Source organism: Leucobacter sp. GX24907 (assembly GCF_053567335.1).
This window is the reverse complement of the sequence record NZ_JBSGPD010000003.1, coordinates 348,861-364,157: the sequence shown is the minus strand read 5'-3', so window position 1 is coordinate 364,157 and position 15,297 is coordinate 348,861. Positions and strand designations below refer to the sequence as shown.

The following is a 15,297-nucleotide window of genomic DNA, read 5'->3' as shown; positions in this document are numbered from 1 at the left end:
GGGTGCTCTTCCTCGCCGACACCGTAGGCTGCGTCATCGGCTTGAAGTTCACCCTGCACCTGCCGCGCACCCAGCGCAGCAGGTGCGCTCAGACCGCCGAGGCCCAGATCGCACTCGCAGCGGCAGCCCCCAGGCTCACGATCTCGGCGTGCTCCTCGACATCGTCGCGGTCGCCGATCCGCACCGTCACCGTCTCGGCATAGGGTTCACCGGGCAGCACCTCGAGGAGCGCATCGACGACCAGGCCACGGCTTGCGAAATACTGCAGCATCTCGTTGTCAGAGTCCGAAATGCGTTCGATGCGCACGCGCGACCCCACAAGCGCGTCCAACAACACGACCGCGTCGGGGCGGTGCACACGACCATCGGAGCGCGGGATGGGGTCGCCGTGCGGGTCGCGCGTCGGGTACCCGAGCATCCGGTCGATACGGTCCATGAGCTCGTCAGAGACCGCATGCTCGAGACGGTCGGCCTCCTCGTGCACCTCGTCCCATTCGTACCCGAGCTGCTGTACGAGAAAAGTCTCGAGCAGGCGGTGCCGGCGGATCATGGCTACCGCATTCTCGCGCCCCGTTTCCGTCAGCGTCACGCTGCCGTAGCGGACGTGGTCGATGAGGCCTTGGCTGTGGAGCTTACGCAACGCATCCGACACCGTGGAGAGGCGCACACCTGCGGCCTCCGCGATCGCGGAGTTCGAGACGGGGTCGTCCGACCACTCCTGCAGGCCCCAGATCACCTTGAGGTAATTCTGGGTGCTCGGGGAGAGATCATCGACGCTCACCCTCCCAGGCTACCGGGTCGCGATGAGCGCATAGGTCGCGGCAAGCACGATGAGGATCGCGATATCGGTGAGCGCGATGTCGCGCTGTACGGTGCGCCGGGTCGCCCGCTTCGGCTCCCCTGCGAGACGCACGGCCAGCTCAACTCTCGCGGGCGACGCCATCATCGTCGCCGCTGCGGCCACGTTGTGCACCGCCATCGCGAGGGGCAGCGATGCGCCGAGTGCGAGTGCCGCCTCAGCCTGTGGAGCAGCGAGCATGGCGTTTGCCCCACTCGTCGAACCGGTCAAGAAGCCACCGATGCCGGCCACGAAGGGCAGCAGAGCCAGGTACGGTTCGCCGATGCCCGCCACGCCCGCTGCGAGTGTCGCGGACATGCCAGACACCGCCATGCACGCGCCGAGCACGATGAAGAGCCCTGTCGCCGGGGCAGACCCGAGCCAAATACCCCATGCACTGCGGAACGCCTCGACGGGAGCCCCGCCGGCGATGAGAGCTGCCACAGCGGTTGCGATGAGGAGCCAGAGCGCGGGCGATGCGACGTATCGAAGACCTGTCTCCTGCACCCCGAGCATCCGGACCACCGTCGCGGCTACCACAACGCCGAGCAGCAGCACCGCGTACCCGGTGAGGTGTCTCCGCAACGGTGCAAGATGCGGAGCGCGCCTGCCTCGCATCCGCGCGACGAGCAAATGCCCGAGCAGGGTCAGGAGACCGCCTACCGCGCCCGCGGGCGCCGTGCCGACGAGCATATTCGTAGCGAGGACTGCGCCCCAGAGCACGGCACCAGATGCTCCAGCGCCGAGCAGGCCACGCATCCGCTCGCCCCGCGGCGCGGTGAGCACCACGGCGGCGATCCCGACTCCGAGCAGCACGGGCAGGTTCATCACCGCGGTCAGCACCCCGAGCTCATCGAACCCGACATCGCTCAGCTCGGCAGCGATCAGCGTGCCCGGCCCCATCGATCCCCACGGCACTGCGCAGAGCCCGAGCAGTCCCACGCCGGCCGCCCGGCGACCGGAAAGCCCAAGCGCGACGAGCAGAGGAATGGCAAGCACCGTGCCGATCCCGAATCCCGTCAACGACTCCGCGAGAGGCGTCACCCCGTGCACGATCGCGAGCACGGGTGCGACCCCAGTGCCGAGCGCGCCACGGAGCCAATCAGAGACGGCCCGCTGCGACCCGCTGTGCTTCCCGACCTCGGCAAACGCGACACCGCCCGCAATGATCAGCAGCACCTCGAGCACGACCGGCGTCCAGATGCCGGCCATCCCGAGCAGCTCCCCGGGCGCAACCGGAAAATACAGGGGTATCAGCACTGCCACCGCAGCGACACCCAGGATCGCCGCTCGAATCGACGACTGTCCGAGCACGAGTGCGCCCAGCACGACGACCACCGGGATGGCTGCGATCAGGCTGAGCATATCGCCTCCCTATAGACATCCCTCGCCGGCCTCGAATGCGCAAAAGAATCGGCGCCCGTCTCGGAAACACTGAGGTGTGTTCCGAGACGCGCGCCGATCTCTGGGCTCCCCAGAGGAGTGCTTCCGGCCTAGTGGCCCACCCCTCGCTTCGCTCCGTAGGATCCCGCCGTGGGCGGCACGGGCCATGAGGCCGAAAGCTTCGCTTCCGGCCTAGTGGCCCCGGTCGATCCACTCCTGAAGGTGCGGCTTCTCGTCGCCGATCTTCGTCGTGTCGCCGTGACCGGTGTGCACGGTCGTCTCCTCGGGCAGCGTCAGCAGGCGCTCCCGGATCGACTCGACGATGGTCGGGAAGTCGCTGTACGAGCGACCGGTCGCACCCGGGCCGCCGTTGAACAGCGTGTCACCCGAGAACAGCGCGCCGAGAGAGGAGGCGTAGAAGCACGTCGACCCGGGCGAGTGGCCCGGCGTGTGCAGCGCGACGAGCTCAACACCGGCGACATTGAACGTGTCGCCATCCTTGATCTCGAAGTCCGGCGCGGTGTCGTGGACCATGTCCCACAGCACGCGGTCTTCGGGGTTCAGGTAGAGCTCGGCGTCGAGCAGCTTCGCCGTCTCGACTGCCGCACGCACGTGGTCGTCGTGCCCGTGCGTGAGGAGAATGCCGCTGACGTTGCGCTCGCCTACGGCTTCGGCAATGGCCTCCGGGTTGTGGGCGGGGTCGATGACAATGACCTCGGAATCGTCGCCGACGATCCAGACGTTGTTGTCGACCTCCCAGGTGCCCCCGTCGAGGGAGAACGTACCGGTCGTGATCAGGCGCTCGATCTTTGCTGCGCTCATGACGCTCAGAGCTCCACAACCGAGCGGAGCACGTTGCCGCCAGCCATCTTGCCGAACGCCTCTTCGACGTCGCCGAGACCGATGCGCTCGGTGACGAAGCCGTCGAGGTCGAGGCGACCCAGCTTGTACTGATCGATGAGCATCTGGAAGTCGCGGCTCGGCAGGCAATCGCCGTACCACGAAGACTTCAGCGATCCTCCACGACCGAAGACGTCGAGCAGCGGGAGCTCGAGCTGCATCTCCGGCGTCGGCACGCCGACGAGCACGACGCGGCCAGCGAGATCGCGGGCGTAGAACGCCTGCTTGTAGGTCTCAGGGCGGCCGACGGCGTCGATGACGACGTCTGCACCGTTGCCGCCGGTGAGCTCGCGGATCGCCTCGACCGCATCGTTCTCACGCGAGTTCACGGTGTGGGTCGCGCCGAACTGCTTGGCCTTCGCAAGCTTGTTGTCGTCGATGTCGACCGCGATGATCGTGGTCGCACCGGCGAGCTGTGCGCCCGCGATCGCTGCCATGCCGACACCACCGCAGCCGATGACGGCAGCGGACTCGCCGCGCTTGATCTCACCAGTGTTGATCGCCGCACCGATACCGGCCATGATGCCGCAGCCGAGCAGGCCGACAGCTGCCGCGTCGGAGTCCTCGTCGATCTTGGTGCACTGGCCCGCAGCGACCAGCGTCTTCTCCGCGAACGAACCAATGCCGAGCGCCGCCGAGAGCTCGGTGCCGTCTTGCAGCGTCATCTTCTGCTTGGCGTTGTGCGTGGCGAAGCAGTACTGAGCCTGCCCCTTCTGGCACGCGCGGCACTGACCGCAAACGGCGCGCCAGTTCAGGATCACACGGTCGCCGACAGCAACCTCGGTGACACCCTCACCCACGACTGCGACACGGGCGGTCGACTCGTGGCCGAGCAGGAAGGGGAACTCGTCGCTGATTCCGCCCTGCTGGTAGTGGTAGTCGGTGTGGCAGACACCGCACGAGATAACGTCGACGACGACCTCGCCCGGGCCCGGGTCGGGCACGACGATGGTCTCAATGGTTGCCGGTGCGCCCTTCTCGCGCACAACGACACCCTGCACTTCGTAGGGCATGGGGCTCCTCTCAAACGTGGTGAGACGGCCGCTCCAGATGACCGCGCCGTCCACGCACCAGACTATCGGCGCAGCGCGCCCGGCGCGAACTGATGTGATCACATATGTGCCTCGCGCGTGTCTGCGCGAGGCACGCGCGTGAGCTCAGGCAGCTCAGGTCTCGCTGAGGATCCCCCGAAGTCGCTCCACCGCACGCTCAAAGGCGTCTGCGTCGGGTCCCCCCATGCCGATCACAATGCCGGTACCGGCCGCCCCTGAACGCCGTCCCTGCCAGTAGCGGCCGAGCGGAGCGGCTCCCAGCCCCGCACGTTCGCACTGGGCGACGACGCATCGCTCCTGCACGGCGTCGTCGAGTTCGATGACGGCGTGGAGGCCTCCGCTCATCGGGCGCAGCCGCACGCCCGGCAGTCCGGCGAGCCGATCCGACAATCGGTCGCGTCTGGCCGTGTAGAGCCGACGCATTCGGGCGATATTGCGTCGCAGCTCGCCACTCGCGAGATACTCCCGAAGGGCGATCTGCACCACACCGGATACCGGCGAGCCGAGGTCGCGCCGCACCGGTTCGATCAGTGCGCGAAGCCCGGCAGGAGCAACCAGGAACCCTGCGGCGAGCGCCGGGGTCACGGTGCTGGAGAATGTCCCGAGCGTCACCACGACCCCGTGCTCCGGATCATCGAGCGCTGCCAGCGCGGGCAGTGGACTCCCCGCGTGGCGCAATTCGGAGTCGTAGTCGTCCTCGACGATCACGACCCCGGTGCCTCGCGCCCACTGCAGCAGCTCTCGTCTGCGCGAGAGCGGAAGCGATCCTCCGAGCGGATACTGGTGACTCGGTGTGACAATGACTGCGTCGAGCACACCGCGCGGAAGCAATTCCGTGCGCAGTCCGTCGAGGTCGACCGGAAGGGCCACGATACTTGCCCCGTGTCTTGCTGCGACGCCGCGGAGGGACGGATACCCGGGATCCTCCACACCGACGACGAGCTGCCTGCCGCGCGTCGATCCGAGAGCGGTCAAGAGAAGGCCGAGTCCCTCCCGGGCGCCGGCGGTCACGATGACATCGGCAGCAGACCGCCGTGCCCCGCGCATGCGTCGGAGATGATCGGCGATCTCATCGCGCAACCCCGGTTCCCCGAGGTAGGGCGCCCGGCTATCGGCACGGGTGGCCGCTGCACGCCAGGCCGCGCGCCAGCCCGACCGTTCGGATGCATCGGTCAGCGGCGCGCCCGGAGCGAGCGTGCCCCGATCCACCGGGGCGGAACGAGTCGGGGTCGCGCTGGTTTCACCGTGCTTCTCCCCTTCGGCCCCGCTCGCAGGTGTGAGCGCGGCCGTGGGCAGAGGTTCGGCGGGGCGCACAGTTTCTGCTGGCTGCACAGACACAGCCGAAAGCGCCGGGTTGACCGTGGTACCGCGCCCCTGCCCGGCACTCAGGTACCCCTCGGCTGCCAACTGTTCGTATGCCGCGACGACGACGCCGCGAGCGACACCCAGTCTTCGCGCCAATTCGCGCGTCGCAGGCACCCCTTCGCCTGGGCGGAGCGTATCCGCATCGATTGCCTCACGCAACGCCGCGGCCAGCTGTACCGGAAGCGGTGCATCGGCTGACCGGTCGAGATGCAATGGAATCTCTGCCGCACCGCGGTTGCCTGAACTCATACGTTCTAGTCTGGCATCAGATCACGATATTGGTCTATTGCAACACGTCAGAAGTGGAGCTTGTCGGAGACCATTGCGATTCGCCACAGTGGAGGCCATGTCGAATATCACTACTCCTACCGCGGATCCCGCCCTGAAGCTGCGAGGCGGCGTCATCATGGACGTCGTCACCCCTGAACAGGCGCGCATCGCCGAAGATGCCGGAGCCGTCGCGGTCATGGCGCTTGAACGCGTTCCCGCCGATATCCGAGCCCAGGGCGGAATCGCTCGAATGAGTGATCCTGATCTCATCGATGGCATCCGTGCCGCGGTATCCGTTCCCGTCATGGCGAAAGCCCGGATCGGCCACTTCGTCGAGGCGCAAGTGCTTGAAGCGCTCGGTATCGACTGGGTCGACGAGAGCGAGGTGCTCTCCCCCGCCGACTACGCGAACCATATCGACAAGCACCAGTTCTCAATCCCCTTCGTCTGTGGCGCGACCAACCTGGGCGAGGCCCTGCGCCGCATCGTCGAGGGTGCAGCCATGATCCGGTCGAAGGGCGAGGCCGGCACCGGCGATGTCTCGGAGGCCACGAAGCACATCCGCACGATCCGCGGTGAGATCGCACGCCTCACCGCGCTCGACGCGGATGAGCTGTACGTCGTAGCGAAGGAACTGCAGGCCCCATACGACCTCGTCCGGCAGGTTGCCGAAACCGGGACTCTCCCGGTCCCGTTGTTCACCGCCGGCGGCGTCGCGACACCCGCGGACGCCGCGCTCATGATGCGACTGGGCGCCCACGGTGTCTTCGTCGGATCCGGCATCTTCAAATCCGGCGACCCCGTCGCACGCGCAGCCGCCGTCGTACGTGCCACTGCGCAGTTCGAAGATCCGCTCGCAATCGCCGAGGCCTCACGTGGTCTTAGCGAGGCCATGGTCGGCATCACCGTCGCCGAGCTGCCGGCAGCCCATCGCCTCGCCGAACGCGGCTGGTGAGCATCGGCTCGTGTCACTCGATCCCGGTTGGCTCGATCCCCGCTGACTCAGCCTCCGCCGTCTCAACCTCCGCGAAAAGTGCCGCGGACCCAGCGAGCCGCCCCCGCATCACCTCGAGCGCGGCCGGATTATCATCGATGAGCAGGAACCTTCGCCCGAGCTCGGCGGCGGCGGCACCGGCCGTACCGCTGCCGGCGAAGGGGTCGAGCACCCAGTCCCCTGGGCGCGACGAGGCCTGCAGCATACGTCGCACGATGCCTACGGGCTTCTGCGTCGGGTAGTCGGTGCGTTCCCGGCCGGTCGGCGAGACGATCGTGTGCCACCAGGTGTCGGTCGGAAGCTTGCCGAGCTCGGCCTTCTCGGCCGTGACCAGGCCGGGTGCCATGTACGGCTCGCGATCCACCCCGTCTGCCTCGAAGAGATAGTGATCGGGATCCTTCGCGTACACCAGGATGTTCTGATGCTTCGCGGGCCACTTGCGCCGCGTTCGACCGCCGAAGTCGTAGGCCCAGATGATCTCGTTGATGAAGCATTCGGGGCCGAAGAGCGCGTCGAGCAGCACTTTGGCGTAGTGCACCTCGCGATAGTCGAGGTGCAGATACAGCGTTCCGTCGCGAGCGAGGAGTCGCCAGACCTCTTCGAGACGGGGCTCGAGAAACGCCCAATAGTCGCCGAAGCGATCATCGTAGGCAAGCGTCATCGTTCGCGTCACGGCGTAGCCGCGACCTCGAAACCCCAGACGATTGCCGCCCTCCGCGAGCGGAATACCGCGGACGCGCTCGGCCTGTCGGCTGCGACCCGTGTTGAACGGCGGATCCAGGTAGGCCACGCGAAAGGATTCCGCCGGAAGCCCGCGCAGGATCGGCAGATTGTCGCCACCGAGCACCGTGCTCGGTCCGTCCGTCCGCCACAGTACGCGTGACGGGCGGGCCTCGACCGGGGATCCTGCTGTGTCCACTCCTCGATGGTACGGGGACTTCGCCCGCTCAGCGCAACGGAGCGGTGCCGGGAATCGCCGCCTCGCCCAGGCTCAGCATGAGCCGGTTCGCCCACGAGAAGAAGGCAGTCGCGAGTGCCGCATCCGCGATCTCCTCGAGCCGCAATCCCTGCTCGACGAGCCGCTTGACGTCGAACTCATCGGCGGTCGGCACCAACTCGGAAAGGTGCGCCGCGAAACGAATCAGCGCCGTCCAACGGTCGTCCTGTCCGTCGGCGAGCCGTTCGACATCGCGGGCGACCCAGTCCGCATCGCGCTGCAGGGTCACGGCGAGCACGCGGTCGATATCGTCGGTGCGCTTCGTCTGGAACTCGGCCTTACTCGCATGCACCGAGGCGCAGTACACGCAGTCGTTCACCTTGCTCGTCACGGTCGCCGCGAGCTCGCGCTCGCCGCGCGGAAGCCCTCCGCGCCCTCGGAACACGGCGTCGTCGAGCGCTGAGCGGGCCTGGAGGATCGCTGGGACGCGTGCGAGCAGGCGCGAATACTCCGCGCTCGCCTTCGAGCCGAGGGTCTCACGCTGCTCGACCGTCAGCTCCTCCTCGCTCGGCACGGGCACCCAGGGCTCCCAGTCCAGTGGTTCACGCGAGAACCGCTCCGGATGCCGGCTGCCGCGCACCGTGCGTGCCTGGAGATCGCGCGCACGGCCGTGCGCGACGGTGCGCCGCACGAAGGGGTCGACCCGGCGCGGGGTACGCCCACCGATGAGCGCGAACGCGTGCTGCACACGTACCGCAGTGCTCGTGAACGCCACAACCTGGCTCGCGAGAACGATCTCGTCGGGCGTGACCCCCGCGACATCAAGCGCTGCTTGGTCCTCATGGGTCACCAGGGCCGGCGACAGAGTGATGAGGTCGACGTGCTGAAGGAGTGCGCGCAGCTTCGGATCGCTCGGCAGATCCTCGCCGATGAGGGACGCATCTGCGAGCGCGGAATGATGCTGCATGAGCGCGGCATTACGCTGATGGCGCGCAACGATTGCGGCGATCGCGTGGAGCACCGGAGTGGGCAGCACCTGCTCCGTGAGATACAGCGCCTGGTACGCCTCATCGAGGTGGGCAACGACCTCGGGGCGAGAGGAGCGGACACGTTCCGCATCTGCTGGCAACGCCAGGACTTCGGTCAGGTTGGCGGCTTCCGTCGACATGATGCACTCCTCCGCTGTAGCTGCTCAAGAAGCGGGCCGTCGCTGCCCCGCTTACTTCGAACGTATGGGAGAAAGCTCCGAAGCAACAGGGGGCGTGCCGGGAATATGAGACGAATGCGCTGATCGTGATCTTTCACGCCACGGTTTCGTGCGTCAGGCCGGCGTCAGGCCAGTTCTCGCGCGTCAGGCCACCGTCTCGCTTGCTTACCGAGCCAGCAGGGCCGCGACGTCCTCGGCCACCAGGTCCTCAACCCGCTGCGGCTGCCACACAGGCTTGCCATCCTTATCGATGACCTGCGCCCGGACGCCTTCGATGAAATCAGGCCTCGCCACCAGGCGCCCGACCACGCGGAGGTCGTCGTCGAGTACTGCAGCGAGGTCGAGCCCTTCCCGCCGCGTCCGATCGATCTGAGCCAGTGTCACAGCCACCGAGGTCGGGCAGACGGCGCGCAGCGTCGCGGCAACCTCGACGACGCGCGGGGACGCTCCAGGCTGACGGGACGCAGCTTCGACCGCGCCGACCAGACGCTGAGCCGCGCCGACCGGGTCTGCGTAAGCAGAGGGATGCGGATCCCCCAGCGCCCCTTCGGCAATCGCGTCGAACCATTCCCGGTCAGCGAGCAGCTCCGGCTCGGGAGGCGTTTCAGAGAGCTCCTCCGCAACCTCCTGCGCGGGGCGCCCTGCGGCGAGCGCTGCAGCAAGCTGCGGGAGCCGTTCCGACGGGATGAAGTGGTCTGCGAAACCGAGCGCGACTGCGTCGCCCGCCAGCATGCTGCCAGACGTGACAGCCAGGAGCTCACCCAAGCGGCCGGAGGCTCGGGCGAGCAGCAGGTGTCCGCCGACGTCGGGCACGATGCCGATGCGCGTTTCCGGCATCGCGAGGCGGCTGCGCTCAGTGACGACGCGAACCGACGCGTGCCCGGTGAGGCCGATCCCACCGCCCATCGTGATGCCGTCCATGATGCCGACAACCGGCACCGGCGCGGTGGCGACGCGGTAATCCGCAGCGTACTCCTGACGCAGAAACCCGACTGCGTCCTCGACCGATCCGGCGGCCATCGCCTTGATGTCGCCACCACCGCAGAAACCGCGCTCCCCAGCCCCGTCGAGCAGAATCGCCGAGCACTCTGCAGGGTCCACACCTGCGACGACCCGGTCGACGATCTCGGCCATCTCCCGGTTGAATGCGTTGATCGCCCGGGGCCGGTTCAGGGTGATGCGCAGTATCGAACCGTCGCGTCGCACCAGCACACTCGGCTCGGTACCGCCTGCGACGCTCTGCGCGCCGCTCCGCTCAGCGCCCTCCACGACGAGGCCCGGGGTCGGTTCGGTCACAGCTCCTCCTCGAATCAGTTCGCACAGCGTCCGCTGCTCTTGACGCATCTCACCCGCAACGACTCAGGGCTCCGGGTGCAGCGCATCGTAACGCTGGAATCCACGGTACACGCGCAGCATCATCAGCATGATCGCAACGATCAGCACTCCGCCGACGAGCGCGGGGGCCCAGATCGCGATCACGGTTGCCAGCGCACCGGCGACGAGATCGCCGATACGCGGTCCGCCCGCGACGACGACGTAGAAGATGCCCTGCATGCGCCCTCTCACGTCGTCAGGGGCTGCAGCCTGCAGAATCGTGGTGCGGAACACCGCGCTCACGTTGTCACTCGCTCCGCAGCCGGCGAGCGCGACGCAGGCGAGAAATAGAGCAGGCAACACGACCGTTCGGGGGGCCTCGCCCCCCTGCAGCACCTCGGTCATGAGGAGCACAACTCCAAAGCACACGGTGAAGGCTCCGAATGCCGCGATGGCGAAGGTGACTGCACGGCCTTGCCGCCGGACTGCGCCGAGCGGTCCGGAGAACAACCCGCTGAGCAGTGCTCCGATCGCGAAGGAGGAGGTGAGGACTCCAACCGTCGTCGCGCCGCCGCCGAGCACGAGCGCGCCGGCCGCAGGGTACACGACCCGCGGTGTGCCGAAGGTCATCGCGACGAGATCAAAGATGAATGTGGCGCGCACGTTCGGGGCACGGCGCAGGAAGCGCAAGCTGTCGACGAAGGAACCGAGAGGAGATGGGCGAGGAGCGTTCTCAGCGCGTTCGGGACGCATGGGCGGCAAGGAGAGTATCCCGAGAAACGCTCCGGAGAAGAGAACGGCGTCGAGCAGATACGTCCAGGCGAAGCCGGCGCTTGCGACCAGCACACCGGCGATTGCGGGCCCGACGGTCACTGCGATTCCCATCGTGATGCCGTTGAGGGCCGCTGCGGCCGGCAGCAGTCGCGGCGGCAACAAGCGCGGCACGATGGCTCCGCGTGCGGCGCCGATAATCGTCGCGGAGGCGGCGATCACCGCGGCGAGTGCGGAATAGGCCCAGGCCGTCTCGATGCCGAGCGCCGCGATCGCCGTCATCGTCACGATTCCCGCCCAAGAGACCGATGCAGTAATGAGCGCGACGACGCGTCGATCGAAGAGGTCGGCCAACGCGCCGCCGACGATGCCCGCGATGATCATCGGACCGAGTGCCCACAGCGCCACCAGCGCCACGGCGAACGTCGAGCGGGTGATCTCGTAGACGTGCAGCCCCACGGCGACCACCGTGACCTGAGCTCCGATCTGCGCGACGGATGTGCCGATCCACAACTTCGCGAACTCGGGACTCGCGCGCAGCGGGCTGATATCGAGAAATAACGAAGCGGCCCGTTTCCGTCTGCCCCGTGCTTCGCTCACTCGTGCACGCTATCATCGTCGATCCCCTAAGCTCTTCTCCGTGTTCGATGAGCGGTATGACTCCGACCCCGTTGCGCGTATGCGGCCCCGACGAGGGCCCATGCGACGGCGCACGCTCGTACTGCGACGCGGTCTGGTGCTCGAACACACCGAGACCGAATACTGCGGGGCCGTCGTCGGCGCCGGGCAGGGTGTCGTGAAGCTTGAAGACTTCGGCGGTCAGGTACGCGCCTTCCCGATGACCGATGGATTCCTCGATGAGGGCGAGCCCGTGGTGCTCGCGATGCCGAAGAAGGAAACCGCGGGCCGCCGACGCACGGCCTCGGGTTCCTTCGCCGTAGAGCAGCAGCGAGCACGCGTGGCCATGCCGAGTCGTATCTTCGTCGAGGGACGTCACGACGCTGAGCTCGTCGAGCAGGTCTGGGGAGCGGACCTGCGTGTGGAGGGCGTCGTCGTCGAACTGCTGGAAGGCGCCGATAATCTGGAAGAAGTACTCACGGAGTTTGCGCCCGGGCCCGGCCGACGCGCCGGAGTGCTGCTCGACCATCTGGTGCGGGGCAGCAAGGAGACGAGGATCGCCGAGCGGATCGCATCGGGCCCGCACCGCGACCATGTCTTGATCGTGGGGCACCCCTTCGTGGATATCTGGCAGGCGGTGAAGCCTGAGCGCGTCGGACTTTCCGCCTGGCCGGAGATTCCCCGCAGCATCGAGTGGAAGACGGGAATCTGTCGGGTGCTGGGGTGGCCTGCAGAAAGCCCAGCAGATATCGGAGAGGCCTGGTCACGGATTCGTGGCAGGGTACGCAGCTTCCGCGATCTTGAGCCAGAACTCGTTGGCAGGGTCGAGCATCTCATCGATTTCGTGACCGTCGATTGATTCCGCAAAGAATCCGCGAAGGATTTTCGTCCATCGCTCTTCTCTTGTAAGGCCAGCCTCAGCTAAACTGAAGTCATCATGACCATCTCATCCCGACGCCTTCGCCGCGCAGTTACGCGAGCTATTCCGGCGTACCTCGTCGTCGCGACGAGTCGGGATCTCGATGACGTGCGCCTGACCCTGCAGATGTTGCCGATTTGTGCGCACGGCCGCGTGTTCATCCTGGCGGCACCAGGCGACGACGTGCCGACCCTCGAACTGCCTCCGCGGCTCAGTGCAACGGTGCTCCGCACGCCACTCGGCGCGCACCCGCATGAGGCAGCCCAGGTGGCAGTCGAGGCGTGGGCGAGTGAGATGCTGTGCGAGTCAGACAGCTCCGTACCGACACCACAGGTCTGGTTCGCCGGCGATGCCGAGCAGTGGGGTCCGCTCACCGATCGCCTCACTCGTGTGCACGGCCTACCTGCTTCCGCACTGCGGTGCGGTTCCGGTCTCGGCGCACCGTAAGGTCAGATCCGCGTAAGATCGGAGCAGCCTAAGATCGGTGCCGCCAGAGGTCACCCGACGGGGAGGATGACGTGACTGATCTCGCATTCCTGTTCATGCCACTCTGGCAGGGCTCGCCCTCCTCACGAGCGATGCAGCTGGTCGAAGGCGCAGAGGTGCTGCGTGAAGATCTTCCCTCCGCCGCAACGCGATTCATCGAAGTCCCGCTCGAAGCCGGAGACACGCTCGGCACCCCGGTCGCGCGTCTGAGCAGCATCATCAGCGCGCGAGAGGCCGCTCGAGAAGTCATCGAAGGGCTGCCTGCGAACACCGCCCCGGTCACCGTCGGAGGTGACTGCTCATCAGCACTCGCGGGCCTCGAGGCCGCGCTGCACCGTCACGGCACGGAACAGGTCTCGGTGCTGTGGTTTGACGCTCACGCAGATATGGAGCATCCCAGCACCTCGCCGTCCGGAGCCGCCTCGGGCATGGTGCTCCGCCACGCACTCGGGGACGGGTGCGAAGACCTTCGATTCAGTTCCCCGCTTCCTCCTGAGCGAGTCTCCCTCATCGGGGCGCGGTCCCTCGGTGGAGAAGAGGCTTCCGAGACCGAACGCCTCCGAATGAGGATGCTCTCCGGATCCCTCGGCGCTCCGGAAACTCCCGCCGCTGAGGCTGCCCAGCTCGTCGACGAAGTCCGCGCGGCGCTGAACTCTGACGGCACCACGCATCTGTACGTGCATGTGGACCTGGATGTCTTGGATCCCGCGGAGTTCAGCGCGGTCGCAGCCCCGATGCCGTTCGGCCTCGGGCTTGCGGAACTTACCGGCGCAATCCGCGCGGCAACGGCCGAACTTCCGCTCGCCGGCGCGTCGATCAGCGGATTCCAGCCAGCGAACCGTGCCCACGCCACCGAGCACATCCCGACAGTGCTCCGGGTACTCGGAGCACTCTCCTCAGGACGGCGACGATGATGAGCGAGGCCGGACATCGGCGCCCCTGGCCTTTGGCGAATGCCGGCTATCTCTTCGCGACCGCGGTCGGTTTTGCCTGGGGCGGATTGCTCAGCACCGGACCGGTGAAACGGGTCGACGGCCTCTGGGTGTTCCGCGGACTCCCCCGTTGGGCATTCCGCCGCGGCGGGGTCTGCGTGGGCGGCTGCTATCTCACCCGCGACAATGCTGGGCCGCGCGTACTCCGGCACGAGCGAGTGCATCAGCAGCAGTGGCGCCGATACGGTTTCGCCATGCCGCTCCTCTATTTCCTCGCCGGCAATGACCCGTTGAAGAACCGCTTCGAAATCGAAGCTGGTCTCGCCGATGGTGGCTACGTCAAGAAGTCCGGGGCGCGTCCTCGCGCAGCGCGCTCAGAATAGCGTCCCTGAGCTCCTCGGGCGGGCAGTTGCCATCCCGTTCCTCGGCGCAGGCTCGACGCAGCACCTCCGTGAGGTTGATGCAGACGGCTTGCTCGTCTCGACAGTCCGGGCAGGCTTCCAGGTGTTCACGGATCGGCGCCGACTCCTCTGCGCACAACTCGCCCCGCAGCAACTCGTAGAGCTTCGCCTTCGCTGTGGTGCATCCGCAGTCGCTCACTGCCCCGATCCCTTCTGTTCCCGTTCGCTCGTATCATCGTCCGTACTGAGTCCAACGCCCTGCTCCCTGGCGTATTCCCCAAGCGTCTTCCGCAGTCGGCTGCGCCCGCGGTGGAGGCGACTCATCACCGTGCCCATCGGCACTCCGACGATCTCCGCGACTTCGCGGTAGCTGAAGCCTTCGACATCCGCGAGATAGACGGCAAGCCTGAAATCTTCGGGCAACGCGTTCAACGCCTCCGAGACGACTGAGGCCGGCGTCCGATCGATCGCCTCGGCCTCGGCCGAACGCGCGGAGGTGGCCGTAGTCGATTCGGCTCCGCCGAGTTGCCAATCCTCCAGCTCATCGACCGCCCCCAGGTAGGGCTCCCGCTGGCGCTTCCGGTAGCCGTTGATGTAGGTATTGGTCATGATGCGGTAGAGCCAGGCTCGAAGGTTCGTGCCCTCCTCGAAGCGGTCGAAAGCTGCATAAGCCTTGAGATATGTTTCTTGCACCAGATCCTGAGCATCCTGCGGATTCCGCGTCATCTTCATCGCAGCACCGTACAGCTGGTCGAGCAGCGGCAGCGCATCACGAGAGAAGCGCTCCTCTGCTCGAGAACCCGCTTCTCGCTCGACCGTATCCCTCGCATCCCTGACACTCACGTGGTCCACACTACTGGCACCGCCCGCGACTGCGGTGAGCGAAGTAGACTCGGAATCGTGTTTGAAG

At 66.8% G+C, this 15,297-nt stretch carries 16 protein-coding genes; 5 read left to right on the top strand and 11 right to left on the bottom strand.

Annotated features, from left to right (window positions below):
• Nucleotides 1-88: 88 nt before the first annotated feature.
• The 5 genes from ACUYV6_RS06775 to pdxR all read right to left on the bottom strand — a co-directional run bounded on the left by ACUYV6_RS06775 (nt 89) and on the right by pdxR (nt 5,787).
• The gene (locus tag ACUYV6_RS06775) at nt 89-781 is read right to left on the bottom strand and encodes a metal-dependent transcriptional regulator (protein WP_449277891.1); all 693 of its coding nucleotides are present in this window, start codon (nt 779-781) and stop codon (nt 89-91) included.
• 9 nt (nt 782-790) lie between these two features.
• The gene (locus tag ACUYV6_RS06770; RefSeq protein WP_449277890.1) at nt 791-2,203 is read right to left on the bottom strand and encodes an L-lactate permease; all 1,413 of its coding nucleotides are present in this window, start codon (nt 2,201-2,203) and stop codon (nt 791-793) included.
• Nucleotides 2,204-2,413: 210 nt separating this feature from the next.
• Nucleotides 2,414-3,043, bottom strand: a complete 630-nt coding sequence (locus ACUYV6_RS06765) for an MBL fold metallo-hydrolase (RefSeq protein WP_449277889.1) — start codon at nt 3,041-3,043, stop codon at nt 2,414-2,416.
• Between the two features lie 5 nt (nt 3,044-3,048).
• Nucleotides 3,049-4,134, bottom strand: a complete 1,086-nt coding sequence (locus ACUYV6_RS06760; protein ID WP_449277888.1) for an S-(hydroxymethyl)mycothiol dehydrogenase — start codon at nt 4,132-4,134, stop codon at nt 3,049-3,051.
• A 153-nt stretch (nt 4,135-4,287) separates the two neighbouring features.
• Entirely contained in the window at nt 4,288-5,787 is a 1,500-nt protein-coding gene (gene pdxR / locus ACUYV6_RS06755) for a MocR-like pyridoxine biosynthesis transcription factor PdxR (protein WP_449277887.1), read from the bottom strand.
• A gap of 97 nt (nt 5,788-5,884) precedes the next feature.
• Between pdxR and pdxS the strand changes: the two genes are divergently transcribed.
• The gene (gene pdxS, locus ACUYV6_RS06750) at nt 5,885-6,763 is read left to right on the top strand and encodes a pyridoxal 5'-phosphate synthase lyase subunit PdxS (protein WP_449277886.1); all 879 of its coding nucleotides are present in this window, start codon (nt 5,885-5,887) and stop codon (nt 6,761-6,763) included.
• A gap of 13 nt (nt 6,764-6,776) precedes the next feature.
• Here the strand turns inward: pdxS and ACUYV6_RS06745 are convergent, their stop codons facing one another.
• From ACUYV6_RS06745 to ACUYV6_RS06730, 4 genes are all read right to left on the bottom strand, one after another.
• Entirely contained in the window at nt 6,777-7,721 is a 945-nt protein-coding gene (locus ACUYV6_RS06745) for a DNA-methyltransferase (RefSeq protein WP_449277885.1), read from the bottom strand.
• A 28-nt stretch (nt 7,722-7,749) separates the two neighbouring features.
• On the bottom strand, nt 7,750-8,907 hold the full coding sequence (locus ACUYV6_RS06740; protein WP_449277884.1) for a peroxidase-related enzyme: 1,158 nt from the start codon (nt 8,905-8,907) through the stop codon (nt 7,750-7,752).
• 204 nt (nt 8,908-9,111) lie between these two features.
• Complete coding sequence (locus ACUYV6_RS06735) at nt 9,112-10,242, bottom strand: enoyl-CoA hydratase/isomerase family protein (RefSeq protein ID WP_449277883.1); 1,131 nt, start codon at nt 10,240-10,242, stop codon at nt 9,112-9,114.
• A 63-nt stretch (nt 10,243-10,305) separates the two neighbouring features.
• Nucleotides 10,306-11,631, bottom strand: coding sequence for an MFS transporter (locus ACUYV6_RS06730; protein ID WP_449277882.1), 1,326 nt, complete (start codon nt 11,629-11,631; stop codon nt 10,306-10,308).
• A gap of 100 nt (nt 11,632-11,731) precedes the next feature.
• On the opposite strand from ACUYV6_RS06730, the gene ACUYV6_RS06725 reads away from it, so the two are divergent.
• The 4 genes from ACUYV6_RS06725 (at nt 11,732) to ACUYV6_RS06710 (ending at nt 14,369) form a co-directional block, all read left to right on the top strand.
• Entirely contained in the window at nt 11,732-12,508 is a 777-nt protein-coding gene (locus ACUYV6_RS06725; RefSeq protein ID WP_449277881.1) for a DUF3097 family protein, read from the top strand.
• Between the two features lie 78 nt (nt 12,509-12,586).
• The gene (locus ACUYV6_RS06720; RefSeq protein ID WP_449277880.1) at nt 12,587-13,015 is read left to right on the top strand and encodes a hypothetical protein; all 429 of its coding nucleotides are present in this window, start codon (nt 12,587-12,589) and stop codon (nt 13,013-13,015) included.
• Between the two features lie 71 nt (nt 13,016-13,086).
• Entirely contained in the window at nt 13,087-13,968 is an 882-nt protein-coding gene (locus ACUYV6_RS06715) for an arginase family protein (RefSeq protein WP_449277879.1), read from the top strand.
• On the top strand, nt 13,968-14,369 hold the full coding sequence (locus ACUYV6_RS06710; protein ID WP_449277878.1) for a Fe-S oxidoreductase: 402 nt from the start codon (nt 13,968-13,970) through the stop codon (nt 14,367-14,369). The genes ACUYV6_RS06715 and ACUYV6_RS06710 overlap by 1 nt, the downstream gene beginning before the upstream one ends.
• Here ACUYV6_RS06710 and ACUYV6_RS06705 read toward each other — a convergent pair.
• Together ACUYV6_RS06705 and ACUYV6_RS06700 are read right to left on the bottom strand one after the other, a co-directional pair.
• Nucleotides 14,326-14,586: a zf-HC2 domain-containing protein gene (locus tag ACUYV6_RS06705; RefSeq protein ID WP_449277877.1), complete on the bottom strand. Its 261-nt coding sequence runs from the start codon at nt 14,584-14,586 to the stop codon at nt 14,326-14,328. The two genes, ACUYV6_RS06710 and ACUYV6_RS06705, sit on opposite strands and share 44 nt — an antisense overlap.
• Complete coding sequence (locus ACUYV6_RS06700; protein ID WP_449277876.1) at nt 14,583-15,230, bottom strand: sigma-70 family RNA polymerase sigma factor; 648 nt, start codon at nt 15,228-15,230, stop codon at nt 14,583-14,585. The genes ACUYV6_RS06705 and ACUYV6_RS06700 overlap by 4 nt, the downstream gene beginning before the upstream one ends.
• Nucleotides 15,231-15,297: the final 67 nt, after the last annotated feature.

Bases quoted from the DNA above. Each gene is read 5' to 3' on its own strand.
- ACUYV6_RS06770 (WP_449277890.1), bottom strand. From the start codon at position 2,203: ATGCTCAGCCTGATCGCAGCCATCCCGGTGGTCGTCGTGCTGGGCGCA.
- ACUYV6_RS06765 (WP_449277889.1), bottom strand. From the start codon at position 3,043: ATGAGCGCAGCAAAGATCGAGCGCCTGATCACGACCGGTACGTTCTCC.
- ACUYV6_RS06760 (WP_449277888.1), bottom strand. From the start codon at position 4,134: ATGCCCTACGAAGTGCAGGGTGTCGTTGTGCGCGAGAAGGGCGCACCG.
- pdxR (WP_449277887.1), bottom strand. From the start codon at position 5,787: ATGAGTTCAGGCAACCGCGGTGCGGCAGAGATTCCATTGCATCTCGAC.
- pdxS (WP_449277886.1), top strand. From the start codon at position 5,885: ATGTCGAATATCACTACTCCTACCGCGGATCCCGCCCTGAAGCTGCGA.
- ACUYV6_RS06740 (WP_449277884.1), bottom strand. From the start codon at position 8,907: ATGTCGACGGAAGCCGCCAACCTGACCGAAGTCCTGGCGTTGCCAGCA.
- ACUYV6_RS06725 (WP_449277881.1), top strand. From the start codon at position 11,732: ATGCGACGGCGCACGCTCGTACTGCGACGCGGTCTGGTGCTCGAACAC.
- ACUYV6_RS06720 (WP_449277880.1), top strand. From the start codon at position 12,587: ATGACCATCTCATCCCGACGCCTTCGCCGCGCAGTTACGCGAGCTATT.
- ACUYV6_RS06710 (WP_449277878.1), top strand. From the start codon at position 13,968: ATGAGCGAGGCCGGACATCGGCGCCCCTGGCCTTTGGCGAATGCCGGC.